This window comes from Lentimicrobium sp. L6, from assembly GCF_013166655.1.
In the GTDB taxonomy this organism is placed as follows: Bacteria; Bacteroidota; Bacteroidia; order Bacteroidales; family UBA12170; genus UBA12170.
On the sequence record NZ_JABKCA010000074.1, the window covers coordinates 1 to 25,412 of the forward strand.

24 protein-coding genes are annotated in these 25,412 nt (G+C 35.3%); 14 read left to right on the forward strand and 10 right to left on the reverse strand.

Annotated features, from left to right (window positions below):
• Positions 1-174 precede the first annotated feature (174 nt).
• The 4 genes from HNS38_RS16335 (at position 175) to HNS38_RS16350 (ending at position 4,369) form a co-directional block, all read left to right on the forward strand.
• Entirely contained in the window at positions 175-1,824 is a 1,650-nt protein-coding gene (locus HNS38_RS16335; protein WP_172283618.1) for a hypothetical protein, read from the forward strand.
• Positions 1,825-1,921: 97 nt separating this feature from the next.
• Positions 1,922-2,611: a trimeric intracellular cation channel family protein gene (locus HNS38_RS16340; RefSeq protein ID WP_216663755.1), complete on the forward strand. Its 690-nt coding sequence runs from the start codon at positions 1,922-1,924 to the stop codon at positions 2,609-2,611.
• 7 nt (positions 2,612-2,618) lie between these two features.
• Positions 2,619-3,419: a 5'-nucleotidase, lipoprotein e(P4) family gene (locus HNS38_RS16345; protein ID WP_172283616.1), complete on the forward strand. Its 801-nt coding sequence runs from the start codon at positions 2,619-2,621 to the stop codon at positions 3,417-3,419.
• 116 nt (positions 3,420-3,535) lie between these two features.
• Positions 3,536-4,369, forward strand: a complete 834-nt coding sequence (locus HNS38_RS16350; RefSeq protein WP_172346729.1) for a hypothetical protein — start codon at positions 3,536-3,538, stop codon at positions 4,367-4,369.
• Between the two features lie 86 nt (positions 4,370-4,455).
• Here the strand turns inward: HNS38_RS16350 and HNS38_RS16355 are convergent, their stop codons facing one another.
• Together HNS38_RS16355 and sppA are read right to left on the reverse strand one after the other, a co-directional pair.
• Positions 4,456-4,995, reverse strand: a complete 540-nt coding sequence (locus HNS38_RS16355; RefSeq protein WP_172346730.1) for a 5-formyltetrahydrofolate cyclo-ligase — start codon at positions 4,993-4,995, stop codon at positions 4,456-4,458.
• A 100-nt stretch (positions 4,996-5,095) separates the two neighbouring features.
• Complete coding sequence (gene sppA / locus HNS38_RS16360; RefSeq protein ID WP_172346731.1) at positions 5,096-6,862, reverse strand: signal peptide peptidase SppA; 1,767 nt, start codon at positions 6,860-6,862, stop codon at positions 5,096-5,098.
• A gap of 146 nt (positions 6,863-7,008) precedes the next feature.
• On the opposite strand from sppA, the gene HNS38_RS16365 reads away from it, so the two are divergent.
• The 3 genes from HNS38_RS16365 to HNS38_RS20280 all read left to right on the forward strand — a co-directional run bounded on the left by HNS38_RS16365 (position 7,009) and on the right by HNS38_RS20280 (position 8,905).
• Complete coding sequence (locus HNS38_RS16365; RefSeq protein WP_172283612.1) at positions 7,009-7,653, forward strand: glucosaminidase domain-containing protein; 645 nt, start codon at positions 7,009-7,011, stop codon at positions 7,651-7,653.
• Between the two features lie 129 nt (positions 7,654-7,782).
• Complete coding sequence (folK, locus tag HNS38_RS20275) at positions 7,783-8,283, forward strand: 2-amino-4-hydroxy-6-hydroxymethyldihydropteridine diphosphokinase (protein ID WP_216663756.1); 501 nt, start codon at positions 7,783-7,785, stop codon at positions 8,281-8,283.
• Positions 8,270-8,905, forward strand: coding sequence for a deoxynucleoside kinase (locus HNS38_RS20280; RefSeq protein ID WP_216663757.1), 636 nt, complete (start codon positions 8,270-8,272; stop codon positions 8,903-8,905). Before folK ends, HNS38_RS20280 begins: the two co-directional genes overlap by 14 nt.
• A 151-nt stretch (positions 8,906-9,056) precedes the next feature.
• Here HNS38_RS20280 and HNS38_RS16375 read toward each other — a convergent pair whose 3' ends face one another.
• The 3 genes from HNS38_RS16375 to HNS38_RS16385 form a co-directional block, all read right to left on the reverse strand.
• Entirely contained in the window at positions 9,057-9,746 is a 690-nt protein-coding gene (locus HNS38_RS16375) for a phosphatase PAP2 family protein (protein WP_172283611.1), read from the reverse strand.
• A 64-nt stretch (positions 9,747-9,810) separates the two neighbouring features.
• Entirely contained in the window at positions 9,811-10,455 is a 645-nt protein-coding gene (locus HNS38_RS16380) for an HD domain-containing protein (RefSeq protein ID WP_172283610.1), read from the reverse strand.
• 15 nt (positions 10,456-10,470) lie between these two features.
• Complete coding sequence (locus HNS38_RS16385; protein WP_172346733.1) at positions 10,471-11,709, reverse strand: ABC transporter permease; 1,239 nt, start codon at positions 11,707-11,709, stop codon at positions 10,471-10,473.
• Positions 11,710-12,008: 299 nt separating this feature from the next.
• On the opposite strand from HNS38_RS16385, the gene HNS38_RS16390 reads away from it, so the two are divergent.
• Complete coding sequence (locus tag HNS38_RS16390) at positions 12,009-12,608, forward strand: ACP phosphodiesterase (protein ID WP_172283608.1); 600 nt, start codon at positions 12,009-12,011, stop codon at positions 12,606-12,608.
• Here the strand turns inward: HNS38_RS16390 and lgt are convergent.
• Together lgt and HNS38_RS16400 are read right to left on the reverse strand one after the other, a co-directional pair.
• On the reverse strand, positions 12,579-13,361 hold the full coding sequence (gene lgt, locus HNS38_RS16395; protein ID WP_371742960.1) for a prolipoprotein diacylglyceryl transferase: 783 nt from the start codon (positions 13,359-13,361) through the stop codon (positions 12,579-12,581). The genes HNS38_RS16390 and lgt overlap by 30 nt on opposite strands.
• A 56-nt stretch (positions 13,362-13,417) precedes the next feature.
• Positions 13,418-14,194: a glycosyltransferase family 2 protein gene (locus tag HNS38_RS16400; protein ID WP_172283604.1), complete on the reverse strand. Its 777-nt coding sequence runs from the start codon at positions 14,192-14,194 to the stop codon at positions 13,418-13,420.
• A 163-nt stretch (positions 14,195-14,357) separates the two neighbouring features.
• Between HNS38_RS16400 and HNS38_RS16405 the strand changes: the two genes are divergently transcribed.
• The 4 genes from HNS38_RS16405 to HNS38_RS16420 all read left to right on the forward strand — a co-directional run bounded on the left by HNS38_RS16405 (position 14,358) and on the right by HNS38_RS16420 (position 18,357).
• Positions 14,358-15,203 carry a histidinol-phosphatase gene (locus tag HNS38_RS16405; protein WP_172283602.1) on the forward strand — a complete coding sequence of 282 codons (846 nt, stop codon included), beginning with the start codon at positions 14,358-14,360 and terminating at the stop codon, positions 15,201-15,203.
• 110 nt (positions 15,204-15,313) lie between these two features.
• Positions 15,314-16,474: a M14-type cytosolic carboxypeptidase gene (locus HNS38_RS16410; RefSeq protein ID WP_216663758.1), complete on the forward strand. Its 1,161-nt coding sequence runs from the start codon at positions 15,314-15,316 to the stop codon at positions 16,472-16,474.
• Between the two features lie 2 nt (positions 16,475-16,476).
• Positions 16,477-16,857: a hypothetical protein gene (locus HNS38_RS16415; RefSeq protein WP_172283600.1), complete on the forward strand. Its 381-nt coding sequence runs from the start codon at positions 16,477-16,479 to the stop codon at positions 16,855-16,857.
• Positions 16,858-18,357: a tetratricopeptide repeat protein gene (locus HNS38_RS16420; RefSeq protein WP_172283598.1), complete on the forward strand. Its 1,500-nt coding sequence runs from the start codon at positions 16,858-16,860 to the stop codon at positions 18,355-18,357. It begins immediately after the preceding gene.
• 142 nt (positions 18,358-18,499) lie between these two features.
• On the opposite strand, the gene HNS38_RS16425 is transcribed toward HNS38_RS16420, so the two are convergent.
• The 3 genes from HNS38_RS16425 to HNS38_RS16435 all read right to left on the reverse strand — a co-directional run bounded on the left by HNS38_RS16425 (position 18,500) and on the right by HNS38_RS16435 (position 21,481).
• A complete protein-coding gene (locus tag HNS38_RS16425) occupies positions 18,500-18,907 on the reverse strand; it encodes a secondary thiamine-phosphate synthase enzyme YjbQ (protein WP_172283596.1) in 408 nt (135 codons plus the stop codon).
• Between the two features lie 146 nt (positions 18,908-19,053).
• A complete protein-coding gene (locus HNS38_RS16430; protein ID WP_172283594.1) occupies positions 19,054-20,118 on the reverse strand; it encodes an AI-2E family transporter in 1,065 nt (354 codons plus the stop codon).
• A 91-nt stretch (positions 20,119-20,209) separates the two neighbouring features.
• Positions 20,210-21,481: a DcaP family trimeric outer membrane transporter gene (locus HNS38_RS16435; RefSeq protein ID WP_172283592.1), complete on the reverse strand. Its 1,272-nt coding sequence runs from the start codon at positions 21,479-21,481 to the stop codon at positions 20,210-20,212.
• A gap of 172 nt (positions 21,482-21,653) precedes the next feature.
• On the opposite strand from HNS38_RS16435, the gene HNS38_RS16440 reads away from it, so the two are divergent.
• Positions 21,654-24,923, forward strand: coding sequence for a PAS domain S-box protein (locus tag HNS38_RS16440; RefSeq protein ID WP_172346734.1), 3,270 nt, complete (start codon positions 21,654-21,656; stop codon positions 24,921-24,923).
• Positions 24,924-25,153: 230 nt separating this feature from the next.
• Positions 25,154-25,339 (forward strand): hypothetical protein, encoded by a 186-nt coding sequence (locus tag HNS38_RS16445; RefSeq protein ID WP_172346735.1) that lies wholly within the window; start codon positions 25,154-25,156, stop codon positions 25,337-25,339.
• Positions 25,340-25,412: the final 73 nt, after the last annotated feature.

A 25,412-nucleotide genomic window follows, 5' to 3' on the forward strand; every position in this document is an offset into this window, starting at 1 on the left:
TATGATATGGAGAAAGACGATCAATTAGCTCTGTTTTTATAATCGAACTCGGGTTATTAGACAAGAAGTGATAGCAAAGCTGAAGCAAGAGCAAAAGCAGTTTTCGACTCTTCGGTTTCATTTTTCCAAAAAAAACGTATATTGCGGTCAAATTCAAACAAAACTAAAACTAAGATGAAGAAAAAATTACTCGTTTTTGTAAGCTTTTTAATGCTTACACAGATAGGTTTTTCAGGGGGGTTGGTGCACAACACCAATCAAAGTACAGCATGGACAAGAATGATGATGAGAAATGCATCTACTGATATAGATGCTGTTTTCTATAATCCTGCTGCTTTAACAAAATTTGGAGATGGTTTTCATTTTTCCATTAACAACCAATCTATTTGGCAAACTCAAACCATTGAAAACAAATTTCCTCATTTGAACAACTCTTCTTATGAAGGTACCATTTCTGCTCCCGTTTTTCCTGGAGTATATGCTGCATGGAAAAAAGGTAAAGTAGCTGTTTCTGTAGGCTTCAATCCTGTTGGTGGCGGCGGTGGCGCAACATTTGACAAAGGAGTTCCACTGATGGAAGTTCCTTTTTCAAGTCTAGTTCCTGCCTTACAACCTCTTGGAGTTACTGGATACAATATGGATATGAGATTTCAAGGAAGTTCTATCTATTGGGGAGTCCAAGCAGGTATTAGCTATGAAATCAATGAAAATATTTCTGTATTTGCTGGAGCAAGATATATCATTGCTAAAAATACTTACGAAGGTTATATCAAAAATGTAACTGTTACTACTCCTTCAGGAGATGCTGCTCCAGGAGCTTATGTACAAGGAGTTTCTGACCAAGCTGCTGGTGGTGCTGTAATGGCTAATGGAGCTGCTGAGGGAATGCAACCTATTATTGATGGTGGCGGTGGAACCTTTACATTAGCACAACTTGAAGGTGCAGGTATGATTACAGCTGCGCAAAGAGCACAATTAGAAGGTGGCCTTTCTGCTGCTGGGGTTCCTCAAGAACAAATTGATGCCATGAATGCTGGACAGGTTCAAGGGGCCTATTATCAAGCCGGAGCTGAATTATCTGCAACTTCTCAAATGCTAGCTGGACAAGCTGCATATTTAGGCGTTATCACTGCTGATCAAGAAGCCGATATTGTTCAAAAAGGAAGTGGAATCACTCCTATTCTAGGTGTAAATATTTCATTAATGGAAGACAAATTGAACTTCGGTGTTAAATATGAATTCCAAACTAACATGGATTTAACCAATGAAGTAAATGATAATAAAGGCTTTGTAATGGGAATGGATCCAACAACTGGAGAAAAAGAATATATGTTTGTTGATGGTGATAAAGTAAATGCTGATATTCCTGCCATGCTTTCTATAGGTGCTCAGTATGAAATCATTGATCCATTAAGAGTTCAACTGGGTTTAATTACCTATTTTGATAAAGGTGCGGGTTGGGCAAAAGATGATGCTGACCTCAGTTTAATAGATAAAAACTTCATGGAATATGGTTTAGGTTTAGAATATGACATTACTGAGAAATTATTAGCTAGTGCTGGACTTCTTTTAACAAGAACTGGCGTGAATCAAGATTATCAAAGCAATTTAAGCTTTAGCCTTTCTACTAATACTTTTGGTGGTGGTTTTGCTTATAAAATAAATGATAAATTCACCGCTCAATTAGGTGCTTATTATGTTTCTTATTTAGAACAAACTTATGATGAAACATATGTTTTAGATGCTGAAAACATTGTCAATTATACTGAAACTTATGATAAGGAAACTTTTGGTGTTAGTATAGGTATCGACATTAGCCTATGAACTAAAAGTGAATACGATAGACGTGGACCTAAATTAGGTGAAGATGCCTATAGGTACCGTTAATTCAACTTAAAATACTGCTGAAATTATTCAGCAAATGAAACAAGCCAGTAAAAATTTTACTGGCTTGTTTTTTTATGAATATGGCTATATTTGCCAGATTATGATCTGGGATTTTATAAACATATTAGATTTACTAGGCACCTTTGCCTTTGCAGTATCGGGAGCCCTGTCAGCTGCAGAGAAACGTTATGATTTCTTTGGCGTCTTTTTTGTCGCTTTTATTACAGCACTAGGAGGTGGAACTGTTCGTGATCTTCTTATCGGCATACAACCTGTTGACTGGATGCTCAATTACAGTTATTTAATCACCATTTTCCTAGCCGTTATCACCACATTCTTACTCTACAAGCATGTGCTCAAATGGAGAAAGGCTTTGTTCCTATTCGATTCTATTGGATTAGGGGTCTTCACCATTATTGGTATGGAAAAAGCATTGTCTATGGATATCTCTTGGGGATTTGCCATCATTATGGGAGTCATTTCTGCCGTTCTTGGTGGCGTCATTAGAGATACATTCAATAATGACGTTCCCCTTATTCTGCGTAAGGAAATATACGCCACCGCATGCATGATTGGAGCTTTAGCTCTTGTAGGATTAAATGCCTTAGATATTCCTCATGAAATCAGCCTCCCCATCACCATCAGCATGATCATTGCCATTCGAATAATTTCAGTAAAATATAAACTATCTTTGCCATCCATTAATATCAACTCAACAAAATAGAAATCAAATGAAGAAATTATTCCTTATATTATTAGTTCCTGTTTTAGGAATGATGATATTTTCCTGCCAATGTGAAACCAAAACAGAGGATGTTAAAGATAATGATGCCCTCCTCTATTCAACATTATTTGTGCAAAGAGCTGCTGAGTATAAAGCACTGTGCTATCAAGCTTATAACAGCGCCCATTTGAGTTTAGATGAGAAGGTAGAGAATTACGAGGGTAGTAAAAAGCTAGCGGTTGTTGTAGATATTGACGAAACGGTTTTAGATAATTCTCCTCATGCAGCCAGAAGTATATTAGAAAACACAAACTATCCTAAATATTGGGACGAGTGGTGTAATTTAGCAGAAGCCAAAGTCATTCCTGGCTCCTTAGCCTTTTTAAAATATGCAGAAACCAAAGGTGTAGAAACTTTCTATATCAGTAATAGAAAAGCTCATTTAACAGCCGTTACCCTAAAGAATTTACAAGCACATGGTTTTCCATTCGCCGATGAAACTCACATTATGCTTCGCACTTCTACAAGTGATAAAGAAGAGAGAAGAAACAAGGTAAGAGAAACCCATGATATTATCATTCTTTGTGGGGATAACCTCGGTGATTTCAGCTCTGAATATGATGATAAAAACACGAAAACTAGAAATGAATTGGCTGCCAATCAAGTGGATGAATTTGGCGCTACCTATATTGTTCTTCCCAACCCAACTTATGGTGCTTGGTTAGGTGCTATGACTAAAGGAGCACCTATAGGAATCAATATGGATTCTCTATATAAAACTAAGTTAATCAACTTTGAATTGAAATAATTCTTGTAAGAAATAACAATATTGAGAAAAACATTGCGTTTACAGTTCAATCGATTTGTAAAAGATGAATGAAACCTTTGGCAAATTTCTCATCCAACATAAAAAATTATCCTATTATGAAAACGAAAATTCTTTTAATCACAGCTTTGCTGATCTCTTTCTTTGCCTTTTATTCTTGTGAAAAAACAGAGGATACTCAAGCAGAAAATCAAGAACTGATAGACTCTGGAGAAAGTGATATTATTGAAGATGTTTTATGGAATGCCATTGATAGTGATATCGATTATGCAGGTAATATTCTTGAATCTAATGGCTATAAATCAGTAACAGATACTTGCCCATTAATCATAGTAGAACATCCTGATAGTGTATTCTTTCCAAGAACTATTACCATAGATTATGGGGACTCCTATTGCGAAACTTACCATGGTGCCTTAAAAAAAGGCAAAATAGTCATAGAGATTACCGCTCCTATTCAATATCCGGGTTCGTTTCGTAGTATCAGCTTTGAAGAATTCTATATCAATGAGCATAAAATTGAAGGTGCAAAAACCCTTATCAACAAAGGTCTTAATGATGCAGAGAACCTAAATTTTGAGGCCACACTTACAGGCGGTAAAATCACCTTTCCCGATGGAAGAGCTTCCACAAGAGAAAGTATTCACAATAGGGAATGGACCAAAGGAATAGAAAACCCTACTTATTGGTGGGATAACGAATGGTTACTGACTGGAGGTTCCACAGGAACCCATAGAGATGGAAAAACCTATGTAAATACCATTACAGAACCCATACTAGTAAAAGCCATGTGTCATTTTGCGGTATCAGGAACCATGGAATTATTGATTCAGAATCAGTTTTTATTGGTGCTAGATTTTGGTGATGGAGAATGTGATAGAATCGCTACCCTTACCTTTGGAGATTTGGTTTGGGAAATTGAGCTGGATTAGTTTTTAATGAAATATATTTAGAAAGGTTTCAAGAAATTTTCTTGGAGCCTTTTCTGGATCTTATTCCTTCCTAAAAAGCATTAAAATTAATAGACAACACTGTCCATCTGAACATCCAAATCATCAAAAGGAACCTCCTCAAAAACTTGAAAACTAAAACAGAGACCTAGCTTATAGGCTTTACTTGCTCGGAGGAGCTTATCATAATAGGCTTTACCTCTCCCCATTCTATTATTATTTTTATCGAAGGCTACACCTGGGACAATAATCATCTGAATTTGCTCTGGTGTTTCAAAAATCGGCCCATTAGGTTCTGGAATCCCAAAATTCTCTCCTGCAATAAGCTTATCGACTCCTTTAAACTCTTTTAACTCTAATTCATCCCCATTAACTACCGGAAGGATAATACGCTTTTGCTCCGCCCACTTCATTACAAAATCGTGAGTAAATACTTCATCATCCATTGACCAATAAGCCATAACAATATCTGAAGATTTAAACACAGAAGACTCCTCTATTTTTTTAAGGATTGAAGTACTTAATTCTTTCTTTTGCGCTAAAGTGTGTTGACTTTTAAGCTCCTTCACTTTTCTTCTTAAGGCTTTCTTCTGTTGAAATATATCCATGGGTAAAATTTAAAATGATTTGAAGCACGAAGTTAGATGTAAAAAAAGCTTTCCCGAATTGAATTCAGGAAAGCCTTTGTATATCGTCATTGTAAAATTTCTATTTAATAGAAGACATTCCAAAAGGTAAACGAGCTTGAATAACAGCACGATTTTCCATATTCTCCATCATCTCCACATATTTATATTTTTCGCCTAAATAATGCTTCATCATGATAGAAGAAGATTGTCCGGTTAAGTCTTCCAAAATTTGTTGAAATGGGTCTTTCTGTACTGGAAGTTCTTTTAATTTATAAGTTTCAATTTCTGCCAACTCAGCTGCTTTTACAATCGCTTCATTCATTCCTCCTAACTCATCAACTAATCCGATTTCTATAGCTTGACTACCACTCCATACTCTACCTTGACCAATTCTATCTACATCTTCTTTAGTCATATTTCTACCTTTAGCCACTTTTGTAATAAAACTATCATAAACACGTTCTACACTACTTTGAATGACTTCACGTTGGTAAGGAGTTAATGCTTTATTAATGGTGATATAGTTCCCATTTTCGTTGGTAGATACTTCATCAAAAGTAATTCCTAATTTATTGGTCATAAAACCATTAACATTAGGAATCATACCAAATACTCCAATAGAACCAGTGATGGTATTAGGGTCGGCATAAATATAATCGGCAGCACAACTGATATAATAACCTCCAGAAGCAGCCACATATCCCATAGAAACAACTACAGGCTTCACAGGTGTTGTCAATGTAACTTCTCTCCAAATTAAATCAGATACCAAAGCAGAGCCACCTGGGGAATTTACTCTCATGACGATGGCTTTTACTCTGTCGTCTTCACGAGCTTTAATGATTGCTTTACGGATATTTTCTTCTCCAATATAAGTATCATTACCTTTTCCAGCTTTAATTTCACCAGCAGCATAAATCACCGCAATTTTATCCTTGGCGACTGTGTTTTCTTTAAAGAAAGCAGAATTTTTATACTTACCAATACTCAAAAATTCTAAATCATCGTCCTCTGCTTTTTCAGTCTTTTCTTTTAAAAGAGCTGAAATTTCATCTGGATACTTTATTCCATCGATAAATTTCAATTCTAAAGCTTTCTTAGGGTTATCGAGGCTTAATTGGTCAGCAGCTTCATTCAATTTTTCAATACTGATATTTCTAGAGGCCGATATTTCATTTAAAATATTTGACCATAGAGAAGTTAATAAGGCAGTGTTTTGCTCGCGATTCGACTCACTCATCTTATCTAACATAAAGGGCTCAACAGCCGCTTTAAACTTGCCATGACGAATGATTTGCATTTCCACATCTAATTTCTCAAATAAGCCTTTATAGAACATCATCTCGGAAGCAAATCCTTTAAAAAGAATCATCCCCTCAGGATGAAGATAAACTTCATCGGCAACGGAAGCCAAATAATAAGCTCCTTGACCGTAACCAGTAGCATAAGCCACTATAAATTTCCCAGACTCTTTAAATTTTAATAAGGCTTTTCTAATTTCCTCTAATTGGGCAGGACCTCCACTAACATCAGGTGCGTTTAGATAAATACCTTTAATATTTGGATCTTCAGCTCCTTTTTCAATACTTTTAATAATCTCATTCAAACCAGGATTCTCTTTTCCAAAGTCTGAGAGATTCATTATTGAAGTAGGATCATTCACCGAACGATCGTTAAGAGGATAATTCAACTTTATCCTTAAAATACTATTCTCTTCTACTACGGTTTCTTCATCACCTGCCGAAATCGCAGCGGTCATCATTCCAATCAATATAAAAATAGAAAGGAAGATGGCTAAAATTACTCCCAATACGGAAGCCAATGTAAATTTAAAAAACTGTCCCATTTTATTATTTTTTGTTTATGCGAATATACAGGTTTTTTAGGCTCGACATGCTATCCAGTTTCAACAATTCGCTGTGAATAGAAACCAAAGCTTAATACTGTTATTCCATCTTGAATATTTGATATTTGTATGACGACGAATACTTAATGAAGTTACAAAAAATCATATCCATAACTATAGGCATGATGCTTATGATGATAGCCATTGCAAATCCGCCATTTAGGCCGGAAAACATGGGCTTTACCCCAAATAATTACTATTCGGTTTTTATTATGGATCAAGGTAAAAGTGAAATAGATCATTTATCTGCTATGCTGCAGTTCTATAACCCAAAAATAAAATCTGACCAAGCAAATCAGATGGCTAAAATTTATGTGGAAGAAAGTATAGCTGAAGGAGTGAATCATGATATTGCATTCTGTCAGATGATATTAGAAACTGGTTTTTTAAAATATGGGGGCGATGTAAAAAGTCATCAAAATAATTTTTGCGGTTTAGGTGCCACAGGGAATCGTGAAGCAGGGGAGTATTTTCCTGATGTCAGAACAGGAATCAGAGCGCATATTCAGCATTTAAAAGCCTATGCCAGCATCGAAAACATAAATCACAAGAGTGTAGATAAAAGATTCCGATTTGTAAAAAGAGGCTCTGCTACTACCATCTATGCCCTTCAGGGAAAATGGGCCACCGACCCTCAATATGATCAAAAGTTAGAAAACCTCTTAGAAAGACTCTTCCAATTTCGCTATTTCTATGCAATCCGTGACTTGGAAACAGAGAATCTTCACTAAATCATAAAAAGAATTAATCTGGCAAGGACTCCTCAACTCTAAAAGTACGGCCTTCCAATTCCTCGTTAATAAATATTTATAATTCTTTATAAAATCCTAAGCTCTAATTTCTAAATTTGCTTTCGAGTGATGAAAAACAAGCTAACTTTATTAATAGGTGGAAATGTGGGAGATAGATTATTTTACCTTCAGAAAACCATAGATCTATTATCAAAAAAATTGGGTAAAGTCATTAAAAAATCTTCAATATATGAAACTGCTGCTTGGGGTTTTGATTCGGAGGATTTTTATAATATGGCTTTAGTTTTAGAAACAGAGTATAGCCCAACAGATTGTTTAAACATCACTCAAGGTATTGAATTTGATATAGGAAGAAAAGAAAAAAGCAAGAATGGAAATTATAGTGCCAGATGTATAGATATTGATCTCTTGTTTTATAATGGGCTCATATACCATGACGAAAGACTGCAAATACCACATGTGAGCATACAAGAAAGGAAGTTTGTGCTCATTCCATTAAATGAAATCATGGAGCAACATATTCATCCACAAGAATTAAAAAGCATGAGTGAATTATTGAGTACATGCAAAGACCAATCAGAGGTAAAAAAGATAAATGAATACATATAATTACATAGCCATAGAAGGAACTATTGGCGCAGGGAAAACCTCTTTGGCCACTATGATTTCTGAAGATTATAATGCTAAAATCATATTAGAAGGATTTGCTGATAATCCATTCTTACCTAAGTTTTATAAAGAAGCTGATAAATACGCTTTTCCTCTAGAATTGTCATTTTTAGCAGAGCGCTACCAGCAACTCACCGATCAACTCTCAAAGCAAGATTTATTTAAAAACTTCACTGTTTCCGATTACTTCATCAATAAATCACTCATCTTTGCTCAAAAGACCTTACAAGATGATGTTTTCGGATTGTATTCGCGTTTATTTCATATCATCAACTCCTCCATTCCAAAGCCTGACTTATTGGTTTACCTCTATGTGTCTGTTGATAGATTACAAGCCAATATTAAGGAAAGAGGCCGAGATTATGAGCAAAATATTGAGGATGAATATTTAGAGAAAATTCAGTCGGGATATTTTGAGTTTATTCGTCAGCAGCAGAATATGAGAATCCTAATTTTGGATACCAATAATGTGGACTTCGTAAAAAATGAGGAGGATTATATGCGTATTATTGAGTTAATAGATCAGCCCTATAAGATTGGAGTGCATCGGGTGGTGGTTTAAGGGAACAAAGAATAATTCAATGAAAGAATGAGAGAATGATTAATTAATGGGTTAGGTAATACCTTATAGCATAACTCCAAACTCTTTTCGCCTCTGCGCCTCTGCGTGATTATATTTGTAATCATATTGGGTTGTAAATAATTCCTGAACGTCAACACTTACCGTTCATTACTTCTTTCCAAAAAATCAATCGTTTTTCCGAAGAAGGAAACTTCCCAAACCATTGCAATAAATAGATAGTAATAAAAGGAAGCCCGAAACCTATGAGTGCTCCAAACCACACATCTATTAGAAAATGCTGGAGGATATAGACTCTCGACAGGCCTGTTAAGACAGCTATGGAAAGAATGAGAAGATTGATGGCTGGACCTTTTTTTAATGCCCATACTAAGAAGAATGCAACTAGAAATACACTCTGAGTATGACCGGAAGGAAACGTATGGAGACCATGTAAATGAACGCCAGTTACTTGATGTAATAAATCAAAATCTTGAATATAGGCCATGGGGCGATCTAGATGGGCGAAAACTCCCTTTTTCAATACCAATTGAACTATAAGAGCTTCAAGAATAACGAAGAATGCGAAAAATCCGGCTTTCACATAACTTCTAAATAGGAGAAATATAAAGACCGGAATGAATACCAAACCATCCCCAAGATGGGTGATGTATTTAAAAAATAAATCTAAAAAAGGAGTATTCAAACCATTGATCCAAAATGTAGCTTGCTCTTTAGGCAGGAATAATATGGGTGATGATAACAACAATACGGCAATCATCATATATAACAAACCTCTGGTAGAGGAGTCTGCTAAAAGAGTATTCGAACTAAGTTTTGTCATGCAGCAAAAATAATAGATTTCTTGAGAAGTTAAGGTGTTAACTAGAATTGCAGGCTCATCAGAACTATAATTCTCCCTCCCACTCTGCATAAAATTGTTCTAAATATGTCTCCATAAAATCATGTCGCTGCTGAGCTATTTTCTTAGCCTCCTCCGTGTTCATCATATCTTTTAGCAGCAACAATTTTTCGTAAAAATGATTGAGCGTTGGATTGGTATTCTTCTTATAATCCTCTAGACTTGCATATTTTATGGGCTGTATTTCGGGATTATAGATTTCGCGTTTTTTAAAGCCTCCAAAGGCAAAAGTTCTGGCAATACCTATGGCACCAATGGCATCAAGCCTATCGGCATCCTGAACTATTTTTCCTTCCAAAGTAGCTGGTACTTTTCCTTTACTAAAAGAAACTTCTTGCATAATGAGCAAAATGTGATTCTTTTCCGACTCACCTACCTCGTTCTTATCCAGCCACTCCCCTGCCATTCTAGGACCAATTTCTTCATCACCTCCATTAAGTTTATGGTCGGCAATATCATGTAACAAAGCAGCCATTTCTACAATAAAAATATCCACCTCATATGCCTTTGCAATATTCATGGCATTATTTCTTACTCGGTGAATATGCCACCAATCGTGACCACTACCCTCACCTTCCAGAATACCACGAATATATTTTTCTGTTTCTAGAATATTTTTTATCTGCTTCATAAATATCAAGTCTGATTATAGGCTACGCATAGCTACAACGGGATCTAACTTACTGGCTTTAAGCGCTGGCCACAAACCGCTAATCAATCCAATGATAGAAGAAACAGAAATACCCAATATAATATTCCCTTCGTTGAGCATCAATTCCCAATCGAAACCAAAGGTGGCCACCATTCCAAGAATAAATACAAAGAACAAACCAAAAAGCCCCCCTAAGACGCTTAAGAAAACTGCTTCAAATAAAAATTGAGTAAGAATAAAATACCGTTTTGCCCCCAATGATTTTTGAATACCTATGATATTGGTTCTTTCTTTCACCGATACAAACATGATATTGGCAATTCCAAAACCACCTACTAAAAGTGAGAAGCCTCCAATTACCCATCCTAAACCAGCTAACATACCAAAAAACTGATCGAACTGATTAGAAATCACAGAAGTTTCATTAATAGCAAAATCATCATCGGCACCAGGTTTTATTCTATGCGCCGCTCTCAGTATACCAGTAATTTCACTTCTCAATTCTTCATTGGTAATATTAGGCTTTCCCTTCACCATCAGTGCATTTCCACTGTATCGCAAATCCACAAAGGATTTCATATAATTCACAGGGATAAAAACCTGTTTATCAGGAGAATTACCAAAACTATCCTCCCCCTTTTTTTCCATTACCCCTATCACATAGGTTTTCATTCCTCCAATTTTAAAGGTCTTCCCTTCTGCATCCTCATTTGGAAATAGATTGTCTGCAATTTCACTACCTATTAAAGCAACTTGCCTCCCATTAATACTTTCGGAACGAGTAAAATACCGCCCAATACCAATATCAACCGACATCACTTTATTGTGATCGTAGGTTATTCCTTGAATCTGCATATTTTCCATCAGATTATTACCATTCTTGATGGTTTTTCTCTTATAAACAGAAAAAGCCACCGCTTCGGTAAGATTACTTCTCTTTTCAACGATTTTTAAATCTTCTAAAGAAGGTTGAGGACGATTCATATATTTCCACCAAGGTGCATTCCCATCAGTCATCCAAGGCCATTTCTGAACAAAAAGCACATTACTACCCAAAGCACTCACACTATCTCGCAATTGTTTCTCTAAAGAATCAAAAACAGTGAATACTGAGATGATAGCAAATATACCAATGGTAATCCCCAATAAGGATAAAAAGGTACGTGTTTTATTGACTACCAGCTCTCTAACAGCAAACAAATAACTTTCGCGAATCAGCTTCAAATATATCATGAGGATGTCTTTTCAGTTTGGACGATAAAAGAGGATAAAGGTAACAAAAAGAAATGTAGGTTTTTGAATTAAGAATAATGATTTTGGGTGATGGTGACTGGGTGCTAGGGAACTCGAAGACTTGGGGAATGGGAGATTAAAGAGTTGGCGAACTGGAAAGTTGGGGAGGTGGAGAGGTGGCATTTCATTCTTTAATCAGTGCTAATCCGCTATATCCGTATCATCTGTGTCCTAGGTGCTGGGTGCTGGGTGCTGAGTAGGGTTTATGAAAGCCAAACAAATAATCATACTTTTGCCCAATGAATTTTCTAGCACATATATACCTTTCGGGTAATAATAAAGAAATTGCCTTAGGTAATCTAATTGGTGATATGGTGAAGGGAAATGCTTATGAAAATTATCCCAAAGACATTCGTACTGGATTGATTCTACATCGTTCTATTGATGAGTTTACTGATGCGCATTTGGACTTTAAACACTCTTGCGAAATCATTAAACCTTATTTTAATCGTTATGCGGGTATCGTTGCCGATATCTATTACGATCATTTTTTGGCAAAATATTGGTCTGAATTTTCTGATATCGAATTACAAAAAACAGTGAATGATATCTATATTTTAATGATTAAAAAATACAGACTACTACCTGCTAGAGCTCAGAGGATCGCTCCATTTATGATACTGAGAAATTGGTTAGGAACCTATGGTCACTTTGAACCACTTCATCAAGTTTTTCTGGGAATGCATAGAAGAACAAGCGAAAAAGGGCACATGGATATTGCTGTACAAAAGCTAAAAGTTCATTATGAAGAATTGGAAAAAGATTTCAGATTATTTATGCCAGATGTAATTGAGTTTAGCAATAAAAAGCTAAGCTTTATTCCGACTATTATAGACTAAATATACACCTCCAATTACAAGAGGAATACTCAATATTTGGCCCATATTTAAGGTCATACCCTCCTCAAAATCAACTTGATTCACTTTTAAGAACTCGATAAAAAATCTCATCCCAAATACTAATATCAGGAACATTCCCAATAAATAACCATCGGCAGTTTTTCCGTCTTTCTTATAGTAATATTTAATAAGGAAAATGAATATGGCTAAATAACTTAAAGCCTCATAAATTTGAGTAGGATGACGTGGATCAGTTTGTCCATCTCTAACAAAGATAAAACCCCATGGTAAATCTGTTACGTGCCCATAGATTTCAGAATTCATTAAATTCCCCGTTCTTATGGCGACCGCTGCCAAAGCCGTAACTATCACAATCCTATCCATGGTCCAGAGATATCCTCGCTTTTCCTTTTTGGAGAAGATATAAATAGCGATAAGAATTCCGACCGCAGCACCATGACTAGCTAAACCACCCTGCCACACGTATAGAATTTCGATTAAGTGCTTGCTATAATAAGCCCAATCGTAGAAAATAACATGACCCAATCTCGCACCAACCACAGTAGCCACCAACATATAGGTAGTCAAAGTGTCCAATATTTTTTCTTCTACGCCTTCTTTCTTAAAGAATTTGAGCATAATAATATATCCGAAGAAAAAACCAGAGGCAAATAATAATCCATACCAGCGTGGGGCAATAAATCCTAAGTCAAAAATTTCTGGGTCGACAGTCCAAGTAATAAAGTCAAGTATCATAATCAGGAAAATTTATTTACAAAATTGCATTTTATTATTGAGGCTTAAAAACCTTATTTGTTAAGCTTACTTAATTTATCTTTTCTATAAAGCTCTTTCAGCTTGGCATATTTTAAATAGGTACCTAAGGCATTTATCCTACAAATGGTTAAGCCTTCCCAACCATCAAGGAAACCCATATTCTTAACATAGTCTCTACAAAATTTAATGAAAGGTGAGAAATATAATTTCAGAGCATTTATTTTTTTACCCTCCTCAAAAAGGGTTTGTGCGGCTATACTAGAAAACTTGTTGGTTTGGGCCATATGATCTTCCAAGGAATAAAAAGAATAATGTAATAAATCGCCTTTTAAATGCTTCACTTTACTATTCGGCTTCAATATCAACTCATCATGAGGATTCCGACCTCCCCACTGTCCCAAATCCTTATTCCAAAGTCTGATTTTCACATCGGGGTACCATCCTGAATGTTTGATCCATCTTCCATTATAAAATGATAATCGATTAAATTTATAAGCATCGAATTTAGGGTTTTCTTTGACCTCCAGGATGGATTTCCTCAATTGTTCATCCACTCTTTCATCGGCATCTAAAGACAAAACCCAATCGTACTTGGCTTCTTTTAATACATTATTCTTCTGTTCCACATAGCCATCAAAAGCATGTTGAACAAATCTCACTTGATGGGAGTTACAAATAGCCTCCGTTTGGTCAGTGGAAAAACTGTCCAACACGACAATCTCATCCGCTACTTCTTTAGCCGATTCAATGCAAGCACCTATATTTCGCTCCTCATTAAAAGTAATGATAAGAACTGAAAGTTTAATCATTTAGTGATTTTTGGCAAAGATAGTAATTTGATTCTTTAAGCAGTCAATTGATATGGGGGGATTTATTCTTAAACAAAAACAGTCATCACATTCCGATTTTTTAAGACAATGTTCACCTAAAATTTAGCTTGATTGACTTATCTTTGCAAAAAAATAAAAAAGCATGATATATTCCAATTTCCATACCCACAGCATATATTCTGACGGTAAAGCCGAAATGAAAGCCTATTGCGAAAAAGCTATTGAACTTGGATTTCATTCTTTAGGATTTTCAGATCATGCTCCCGTTAAATTTGACAACTCATTTTCTATTCCTATAGAAAAGCTTGAGGAATACTTTCAGCAGGTGGAGTTAATGAAAGAAACATATAAAGATAAGCTCCATATCTTCACTTCTTTAGAAGCCGATTTCATCCCTGGAAAATCCTATGACTTCGATTTCTTTCGCCAAAAAGCCAAAATGGATTATATCATTGGTAGCATTCACTTGGTTTATCATAAAACTAAAGATTTAACATGGTTTATTGATGGTGGAGATCAACAAATTTGGGACAAAGGATTGGCAGATATATTTGATGGCGATATCAAAAAAGGAGTTACATGTTTCTACGAGCAAAACATAGAAATGATAGAGGAGCATAAGCCTGAAGTGGTGGGCCATTTGGATAAGATTAAGATGCACAACAAAGAGCGCCTTTTTAGTACTAAAGACAAATGGTATCAAGATTTAGTAGAAGCTTGTTTAACGAGCATGAAACGTCAGGGTTCCATTTTGGAAGTCAATACCAGAGGGATATACAAAGGCCGTTGTCAAGAGTTATTCCCATCTCCTGAGGTTGCTTTAAAAGCCCAAAAGATGGCTATCCCCATATTACTTAGCTCCGATGCGCATCATCCCGACGAACTCAATGGCGCCTACGATTCTGTTATTGAAACTTTGAAAAATTCTGGAATTAAAGAATTGGTGGAGTTCAGTATCGATGGCTGGAAATCCAATCCACTTGTATAATATTTGTCTCTACAATACGAAAACATTGTAGAGATCAGCGCAAATTTCATTTTCAATTGTAGGCGCTCTGTTCTAATTCTTCTATATTTGCATTAAACAAAACAATTCACATGTCACTTATAAAGATCAGTTCTGCTTTTGATAGTGGAAGCATAGAAGTTATAGAAGCTCAAAACCCTCAAAATATTCAATTGAACTTAAGAAAAGATACCAATGCTGAATTTATGCAATGGTTCTATTTCAGAATTCAAGAAGTTCAGGGCATGGATTTAAAAATAGACATCCTTAATGCGTCTGAAGCTAGCTATCCAGAAGGGTGGGAAGATTACCAAGCTGTGGTTTCTTATGATAGAATCACTTGGTTTAGAGTTCCTACTTCTTACGATGGAAAAAAGCTGACCATTGAGTTTATGCCTGAGTTCAACAGCATGTTTGTGGCGTATTTTGCTCCTTATACTCACGACCAGCATTTGAATTTGGTTAGTTCTGTTCAAATGATGCCTTATGCTTTTGTGGAGCATATTGGAAAAACGGTGGAAGGTAGAGATATCGACATGATTGTATTGGGAGATGATACCGATGAAACCAAAAAGAAAGTTTGGATGATTGCTCGCCAACATCCTGGCGAAAGTATGGCAGAATGGTTTGTTGAAGGATTCATGGAGCGAATGCTAGATTCTAATGATGCCTTGGTGCGTCAGCTATTAGATGAAGCTGTTTTTTATATCATCCCCAATGTGAATCCTGATGGTAGCATTGCTGGAAATTTAAGAGCCAATGCAGCGGGAGAAAACCTAAATAGAGCATGGGGAAATCCAGATCCAGTAACCATGCCCGAGGTATATCATATTCTTCAAAATATGGAGTGGACTGGGGTTGATTTAATGCTCGATATTCATGGCGATGAAGGATTGCCTTATAATTTCATTTCTTCTATTGAAGGAATCCCTAGTTTCGATGCCTATTTGAAAGAGCAATTAGATACTTTTAAAGAAACTTGGATGACTACTAACCCAGACTTCCAAGATGAACATGCCTACCCTATTAATGATCCTGGCCAAGCCAATTTAAATATTTGCTCAAAAGCCATTGGAGAAAAATTCAAATGTCTTTCTTTAACCCTAGAAATGCCATTTAAGGATAATGCGGATTATCCAGATCCAATATTCGGATGGAGCCCAGAGCGTTCAAAAAATCTTGGTGCTAGTATTCTCCATCCCATAGCCGCTGTATTGCCTAAGATTATTAAAAAAGAAGACCCAAATCAATAATCATGAAAGCTTATTTTATTGTTTTCATCCTCTTTCTTGGAGTGAGTGTTTATTCTCAAGATATAAAACCTAAAACATCCTCAGAAGCCAAGAAAGAGCTCTTATTCTTCTCCAATGATGGCTGCGGAAAGTGTTCCGTAGCTCAGAATTATTTTGAAACACACGATATGCCTTTTACTAAATATGCGGTAAAAGAAAACAGACCTATGATGTATCAATACATCAATAAAAAACCGAGGCAAAAAAAAGCAGGAGTAGGTTATCCAGTTTTAGTTTATGGCGACAGTGTCTATTTTAGTATCAGCAATATAAACTCAACACTTAAAGAGATTAAAAAAATGATGAACGCTGATGGTTTATTAGAAACAAAGGAAGCACAATAGATGATCAAAAAGCTGATATCATTTGTTTTCTTTTTGCTTTTGTGGAACCATTCCTTTTCACAAGAATATCATTATGATTTTAATAAAAATTGCGAAAAGGCTTATGAAAAGCTCTTGTTTCTGCAATTGGACAGCGCCGAATTTTATATAGATAAAGAAGTAAAAGCTAAGCCCAATAACCTCATTCCTGTTCTGCTTTCTAATTATCAGGATTTTTTAAAAATCGTTTTAGAGGAGGATCAAAAACTATTTGAGGAGCTCTCCGATGAGAAAAAGAGAAGATTGAGTCTTTGGAAAAAAGGTCCTAAGGAGAGTCCCTGGTTTTTATCGGGACAAGCGCAAATCAAGTTGCAGTGGGCATTTTCGCGGGTTTTGTTCGACGAGTATTTTATTGCTGCTACAGAAATCAATAGCGCTTATCATCTGCTAGAAGAAAATAAGAAACTTTATCCAGAATTTTTAGCCGATAATATGGGGATTGGCATTTTACATGCCATGATTGGCGTAGTTCCCGACCAATACCAATGGGCCATGGAAATGCTTGGTTTATATGGAACCATTGACCAAGGTCTGGCAGAAATCAAAAAGCAAATCGAAAGCAAACCCAACCATATTTTTAGTCAAGAAGCCTTATTCTATTATACTTTCGCCCGACTCAATCTACAATCTGACACCACTCGTATTACCGAGTTACTAAATTACTATTACACGAAACCTTATGCCAGCTTTGCTCAAAACAGTCCCCTCCTACATTTTTCTATGGCTGTGGTTTTGCTAAAGAAAGATAACGACCAAGCAATAGCCCATTTATTAAACCCGCCAGAAGTTTTAGAAACTCGATTCTATTATCCTAGCTTTCTTTTGGGCCAAGCTTATCTCTATCAACTTAATCCCAAATCCGATTCTGTATTGATTGAATATATTGAAAGTTATCCGGGTAAAAATTATAAAAAAACAGCTTATCAACGTTTAGCATGGAGTAGATTTATACAAGGCGATACTGCAGCATATTATGCTCATATGAGGAGTCTGATAACGGAAGGCGCTAGCCTGTTAGATTCAGATAAGTCTGCCCAGAAAGAAGCCAAAACAGCACAAGAAAAGGATTTACCCCACCTCCAATTACTTCGCTGTCGATTACAATTCGATGGACATTATTATAAAGGCGCTTTAAAGGAGTTGGACAAGGTCAATATCTATCTTTTAAGTAAAGATCAATTACTAGAATATCATTATAGAAAAGCTAGAGTTTATCACGAAATGGGAAGTTTCCCTGAAGCTTTTAAAGCCTATGTATTGGCATTAGAAGAAGGTAAAAACAGTGAAAGATATTTCGCTGCTAATGCCGCTTTAAAAATGGGAGAAATGGCCGAGGAACTAGAAGAGTTCAAAAGAGCGGAGGATTATTATGAGCAATGCCTAGAATTGGATTTTTCAGAATATAGAAGAGGAATTAGGGCAAAGGCAAAAGCAGGTGTTCAAAGGGTAGAAAATAAATGATTTAGCGATACAATGATTTAATAGCTTGAGCATTCCAATCAATGAACGAATGAAACAATAATTGATTTCTTGAATCCTTTAAGTCGATTTGTTTATTTTTCCATTTCCCTCATCCTACCATTTCTACATTCTATCATTAAACCTAAGAATAAATAGTAGCCAAAATCTTACGAGGACCACCCTGATCTCGAAATTCACAAAGATAAATTCCCTGCCAAATACCTAAAGCCAAACGAGAATTGTGAATGGGGATATTTAAAGAAACACCCACCAAACTACTCTTAATATGTGCAGGCATATCATCCGCTCCCTCAAAAATATGAACATAATCGGGGTCGTCTTCAGGAACCATTTTATTGAAAACAGTTTCAAAATCGACTCTGACACTAGGATCGGCATTTTCATTAATAGTTAAGCCTGCAGATGTATGTTTTAAGAACAAATTCAATATACCATTTTTTGGCAATCTGATTTCCCTTTCAATATCTGTTGTAATCAAATGGAATCCTCTTGCTCTGGGGCGCAATTCTATTTCTACTTGTTGAATCATTTTTTGATTTTAAAATTGTTTTGCTTGTAGCTTAGGTTCAAAGTTAAGCTGGTAAAATAACCTATCTCAAGTAAAGCCGCGAAGTCGCAAAGAATATGTACTAGACTTCCAATACTTTACAATTTATTACAATTCTTTACATTGTCTTACGATTCTTCACCCGCTTGTCCTCCTTCAATCACCTGTTTTGCATCTTCTTCCGTTCCAAGAATTACAGCTATCCACTTGGTTCTAGAACTTTGTTCCATCATAATTTTTATGGTCATAGTTAATGGTACCGAGAGGAACATACCTACAGTTCCGAAAATAAATCCCCAGAATAATAAGGAGGCAAAAACGATAAAAGTAGATAGCCCCATTCCCTTACCCATCATCTTAGGTTCTACTACATTTCCTACTATCGTATTGGCAGCAACAAAAATTACAGAAGTCCAGATCCCACCTATAAATCCCAATTGAATTAAGGCGAATAAAACAGCAGGTACTGCGGCTATTATGGAACCAATATTAGGAATATAATTCAGCAGAAAAGCAATTAATGCCCAAATGATGGCATAGTCAAGGCCAAGAATGGCTAATGATATCCATACCATGGCACCCGTTAACAAACTAGTTATGGTTTTAATGGATAAATAATTCCTAATGCTATTTCCAATAGTATTAAAGTAAGAAATCGAAACATTAGTATTAATGGCTATGGCCTTTGATTTTATGGAGAAACTATCTAATTCAAATAATAAAAATAAGACTAAAAAAACAATGGTGAAAGCATTCCCCATAAAACCACCCAATTGACCTAAAAACCCCGCAGTCAGATTCATCACTTTTGAAGGATCAAAAATATTGGTTAATTTACCCATGGACAAATTGACTCCATAACCTTTCATGAACTCCATAACAGCGACTCCCATTTCGGTGAGATTTTGCTCATATAAGGGTGCATTTTTTGAGAAGGATGAAAGAGAATTACTAATAAGCTCTCCGAAACCAACAAATACCACAATAATCAATAAAAAGACCATGGGAATAGCCAAACTTTGGGGGACTTTTTTTCTCTTTAACCAAATAATGGGTTGAGCAAAAACGATTGAAACAAAGAATGCCATCAAAAATTGGGTGATAATAGATTCCGCATAAATCATTCCACCAACTACTATTATAAATGCGGCAAAGAGAACAATATTAGGGATTGATTTTGTTTGTTTTTGCATGGGATCCATATTGGTTTTTTTGGATTATTAATTGAGAGAATAATAATACGAATAATTATCAATCTTACGAGAAGAAATACATCAATAATTTCTAAAAATCATAATAGAAAAGCATCCAGAAGCGACTTGCTCTTCCTGAAGTATTATCTAAATTCCATTTCCGACCATAAGCATATTCAAAACCTACCCTTGCTCCCCGAATAATTTCCCAAAAAGCATCAAAGGATAAACTGAGACTATTTTTATAGGCTTTATTTGCTTGATATTCTTTATTGAAAATATTAGCATAGCCTAAAGAAACACTGGAAGTAATTCTCTCGTTATAATCGAATCCATAGGAAAGAAATCCTCCAAAAGAATAAAGGCTTTCATATCTACCTATACTTGGACTAAAAACAGCATCATTACCAGTTCCAGAGAAAGTAGTAATAAAATGTGAAATAGACTTTCCGTATGTAGCTTGGTATTTGATATTCTGACCCTCGGGCAAGTTAAAAACGCCAGATAAGGAACTACCAAAGCCAAACAAATTAGTCACATTATATGTTGGGTCCTTTATTGATATCGTATTCACAACAACTGACAATTGAATATCTCCAAAGTCACCGTTGCGTTTTATCCTTCCTGTTAAATCAGGCACCAGCTGAATAGTTTCTAATTCTAAGGTATCGTAATCTTGAGTACTTAAATCAGGAATAGAATACTCCAAAGCGGCTGCAAATTCCATGTTAGAATTTACACGTGTGGAATATCTTATTTGAGGGTTTCTTAAAATCACACTCCCTGTTGGCCCATTTCCATCCACAGTAGCTGGCATGGAGGAAACATTACTAAATAAAGACCAGGTTTGACCAAATAATAAGTTCCCTATCTGTCCATAAGCATGTCTAATTCTAAATTGGCCATTATTACCATTGAAATCCATTTCTAATCTACCAAAAATAACTCGTTTACCTACTTTCCTTTTGACCTCAAAGCCAATTCTGGATTCGTTTAATGTATTATAATAATTGGGTTGTCTTATATTATTCTCCCCGGTTGGAATATAATAGGTACTAAAAGAGTTTTTCACAGGCATTTCAACCATGTCATAAAATGTAGAAAATCGAATAGAGCCTAGAATACGCAATTGCATATTACCATCAGGCGCCAACAAATAGAGTCCTCTGTCATTAGAAATATCTAAGGGGCTTGATTCCTCAATAGCCAAAGTATCAGCATCAATCTCCTCACTCATCAGACTGGACGAAATTATCTTTTTTGTGGTATCAAAACCTATAATTCCTTGAGCTGAAACAATTACACCACCTAGGAGAAAAATGACTATAGCGGTTGAGATTCTTATATTTTCTAGTTTTCGCATGGAATATTTCTTAAAGCAAAAATAGGGATTTAAATAGATCTAAGAACAAGTGGAAAACAAATTGATCTAATTCAGTTCAAACGAATTCAGCCTAGAACCAAAGGAATTTATTTACCATATTTCAATTTTTTTCGTAACTTCACACAAAAGAACAATTTTTATTTGCAATTCAATGGCAAAAAATAAATTATTAGACTTCATAGACTTCAAACAGGTAAGTTTATTACTCGATGGATTTAATAAAACTACGGGGTTTGTTACTGCTATACTTGATTTGGATGGGAACATCTTATGTCAATCTGGTTGGCGAAATATTTGTGTGCGTTTTCACAGAACAAATAAAGAAACAGCACATAAATGCGAAATCAGTGATACGCGAATTGCAAACAAATTAGCCTCTGGTGAAGAATATCATAGCTATCAATGTTTAAATGGACTTATAGATGTTGCAGTACCTTTAAAGATTCAGGGCATACATATTGCAAACATATTTACTGGTCAGTTTTTTTATGAAAAACCAAATATGGAATTCTTTATCAATCAAGCCCAAACATATGACTTTGATGAAAAAGCCTATATAAAATCTTTAGAACAAGTTCCCATTGTAAATAAAAAACAGGTAAGGAATGTAATGGATTTCTTGCTCAATATGACCAAAGTCATTTCAGAAATGACCAAACAAAGAATGGAGCAGCTTGAATTAAGCAAAGAATTGAAAAAAAGTGAGCAGCGCTGGCAGTTTGCTATTGAAGGCAATGGCGATGGTTTATGGGACTGGAATATGCAAACCAACGAAGTCTACTTTTCCGAGCAGTGGAAAAACATGTTAGGATATAAAAGTGATGAAGTGCCTCATAAGTTTGATTTCTGGGATAAACTTGTCCATCCTCATGATAAAAAACAGGCATACAAAGATATACAAAGACATATTGATGGAGATAAGCCAGAGTATTTAAATGAACATAGATTATTATGTAAAGATGGTAGTTATAAATGGATAAGGTCAAAAGGGAAAATAACCAATAGAGACAGGTTTAACAAACCCATCAGGTTCATTGGAACACATATTGATATTAGTGATTATAAAGCAGCTCAAGATAAATTACTAGAACAGCAACTATTTCTAACTAAAGCTCAAAGTATTGGTAAAATTGGAACTTGGGAATTAGACCTTAAGAAAAATACTCTAAAGTGGACTGCACAAAACTACGACACCTTTGGTATTCCTGCCGGAACTCCTTTAAATTATGAAACATTTATTAATTGCGTGCATCCAGATGATAGAATATATGTTGACACAGAATGGGGTGCAGCATTAAAAGGAAAATCCTACGACATAGAGCACAGAATAATAAACAACGGAGAGGTGAAATGGGTCCGTGAGAAGTGTGATATAGAATTTGATGAAAATAATAATGCGGTTTCTGCCATAGGGTTTTGCCAAGACATTACACATCGTAAAACTTCTGAAGAGGCTATTAAAGAAAGTGAAGCTGTTTATAGAAATTTAGTGGAAGTTATGCCCGATGGGGTTTACAAGAGCACAAAAGACGGTAAGTTTGTTGAAGTGAATCAAGCTTTGGTTGATATGTTAGGCTACCTTAATAAAGATGACCTGATGTCCATAGATATCAAAACTCAACTATACTTTAAAGTAGCCGATAGAGAAAGTGTTGTTCTCAAAGAAAAACAAGAGCAAAGAGGAATCTATCGTATGAAAAAGAAAGATGGTTCTGAAATATGGGTTGAAGACCATGGTTGGCTCAATTATGATGAAAAAACTGAAACCTTATATCACGAAGGTATCATGCGCGATATCACCCAAAGAAAAAACCATGAAGAAGAATTGCTAAAGCTCTCCACTGCCATCGAGCAAAGCCCATCAATTATTGCTATTACTGATAAGAAAGGGCTCCTCGAATATGTAAATCCACAATTTACCAAACTTACAGGCTATACCTTAAAAGAAGCTAAAACTATTAAAACATTCATCATAACTTCAGGGCATACCAAGAGACAAGAGAAGGAAATTTGGGATACCATCAACTCTGGAGATATTTGGAGAGGAGATATTCACAATCAAAAGAAAAATGGTGAAAATTATTGGGAATCAGTGACTATCTCTCCTGTGTTTAATGAATCTGGAAACATTACAAATTTCTTAAAACTATCAGAAGATGTTTCTAAGCAAAAACAACTGGAGAAAGCACATAAAACGATTTTAGAAATATCTCAAATTTCTGATCAAACTATAACCTTAAATGTTTTTTTAGATAAAGTGCACACAAAGGTTAAAAACATTATTCGTGCAGAAAATTTTTTTATGGCTTTTTATCATAAAAAAACTAATACTTATACCTTTCCTTATTATAAAGATGAGATTGATGATTGCGAACCACAGGAGCACTTCCATATTGAAAATGGATACACTGACTGGGTAAGACGAGAAGGAAAAACTAAACTAATAAAAGAAGAATCAAAAAAACTGATATGGGAAAAATATGGGGTAAAAAGCTATGGCGACAAAATGGCAATTTGGCTAGGAATCCCTATTAAAATGAGTAATCAAAATGACGTTATTGGAGTTATCGTAGTACAAGATTATCATAACCTAGATGCCTATTCAACGTCTGAAATTGCTACACTTGAAATTATTGTTAATAATATAGGCCAATATATTGAAAGGGTAAGATATTTAGACGAAATTTTAAAAGCCAAAGAAAAGGCAGAAGAAAGCGATCGTTTAAAATCAGCATTTTTGGCCAATATGAGCCATGAAATTAGAACACCAATGAATGGAATATTAGGCTTTTCAGACCTTCTCAAAGAACCCGATCTTACTGGAGAGGAACAAATGACTTATATTGGAGTCATTGAAAGAGCAGGGCACAGAATGCTCAATATTATTAATGATATTGTTGATATTTCTAAAATAGAAGCAGGTCAAATGGAAGCTATTATTAAAGACACTAATATAAATGAGCAAACCGAGTATATCTATAATTTCTTTAAAACAGAAGTAGAACAAAAAGGATTAAAACTAAATCTAAATAATACCCTCCCCAACACATCTGTAAATATAAAAACTGATACTGAAAAACTATATGCCATCCTAACGAATCTGGTGAAAAACTCCATTAAGTATACTCAAGAAGGAAATATAGAATTTGGCTATCATTTAAAAGAAAACTTCTTAGAATTTTATGTAAAAGACACTGGAGTAGGTATACCTAAAGACCGACAAGAGGCCGTTTTCGAAAGGTTTATACAAGCTGACATTGCCAATAAAATGGCACAAGATGGAGCAGGCCTAGGCTTAGCCATCTCAAAAGCCTATGTCAATCTGCTGGGTGGAAAAATATGGGGAAATAGTGAAACTGAGGAGGTCTCCGGAAATAGTGGTAGTGTATTTTATTTCACAATTCCTTACCAGAAGAATTAAAAACAATTTATTTCTCCGATATAAATAAATATCAATATTCATTTTTTAAGGTTAATTATCTAAGAAACTTCTACTATGACAGATATTGGATTTGCTTTCGTATACCAACCATAGCTAATAAACACGAATTTGATAATAGATTAGAATATCATAACTAGAGAAAAATCCAATGCCTTCACAACTGAGGAGTTATCTATTTCCTTAATTAAAAAAATGCCAAAGAAATTGTGGTGATTAGTCTATTAGCTGAAGAATTTATTTATCAATCATTAATATCAGGAAAAGAACTAGGATATGATACCTATGTAATGCCTGAATCGATTCTGGGGAAATCACCCAAAAAGAAAGAGAGGGCGATTAAAAAGCTTAAAAGTAGAGGGGTTAAGACACTTGACAATTATGCTCCAAAACAATAACAATAGAGATTTATATTAATTAACTGAAGTTTCGCACCGTTATATACTGAGCATTTTAGAGAAAAAATGCAGC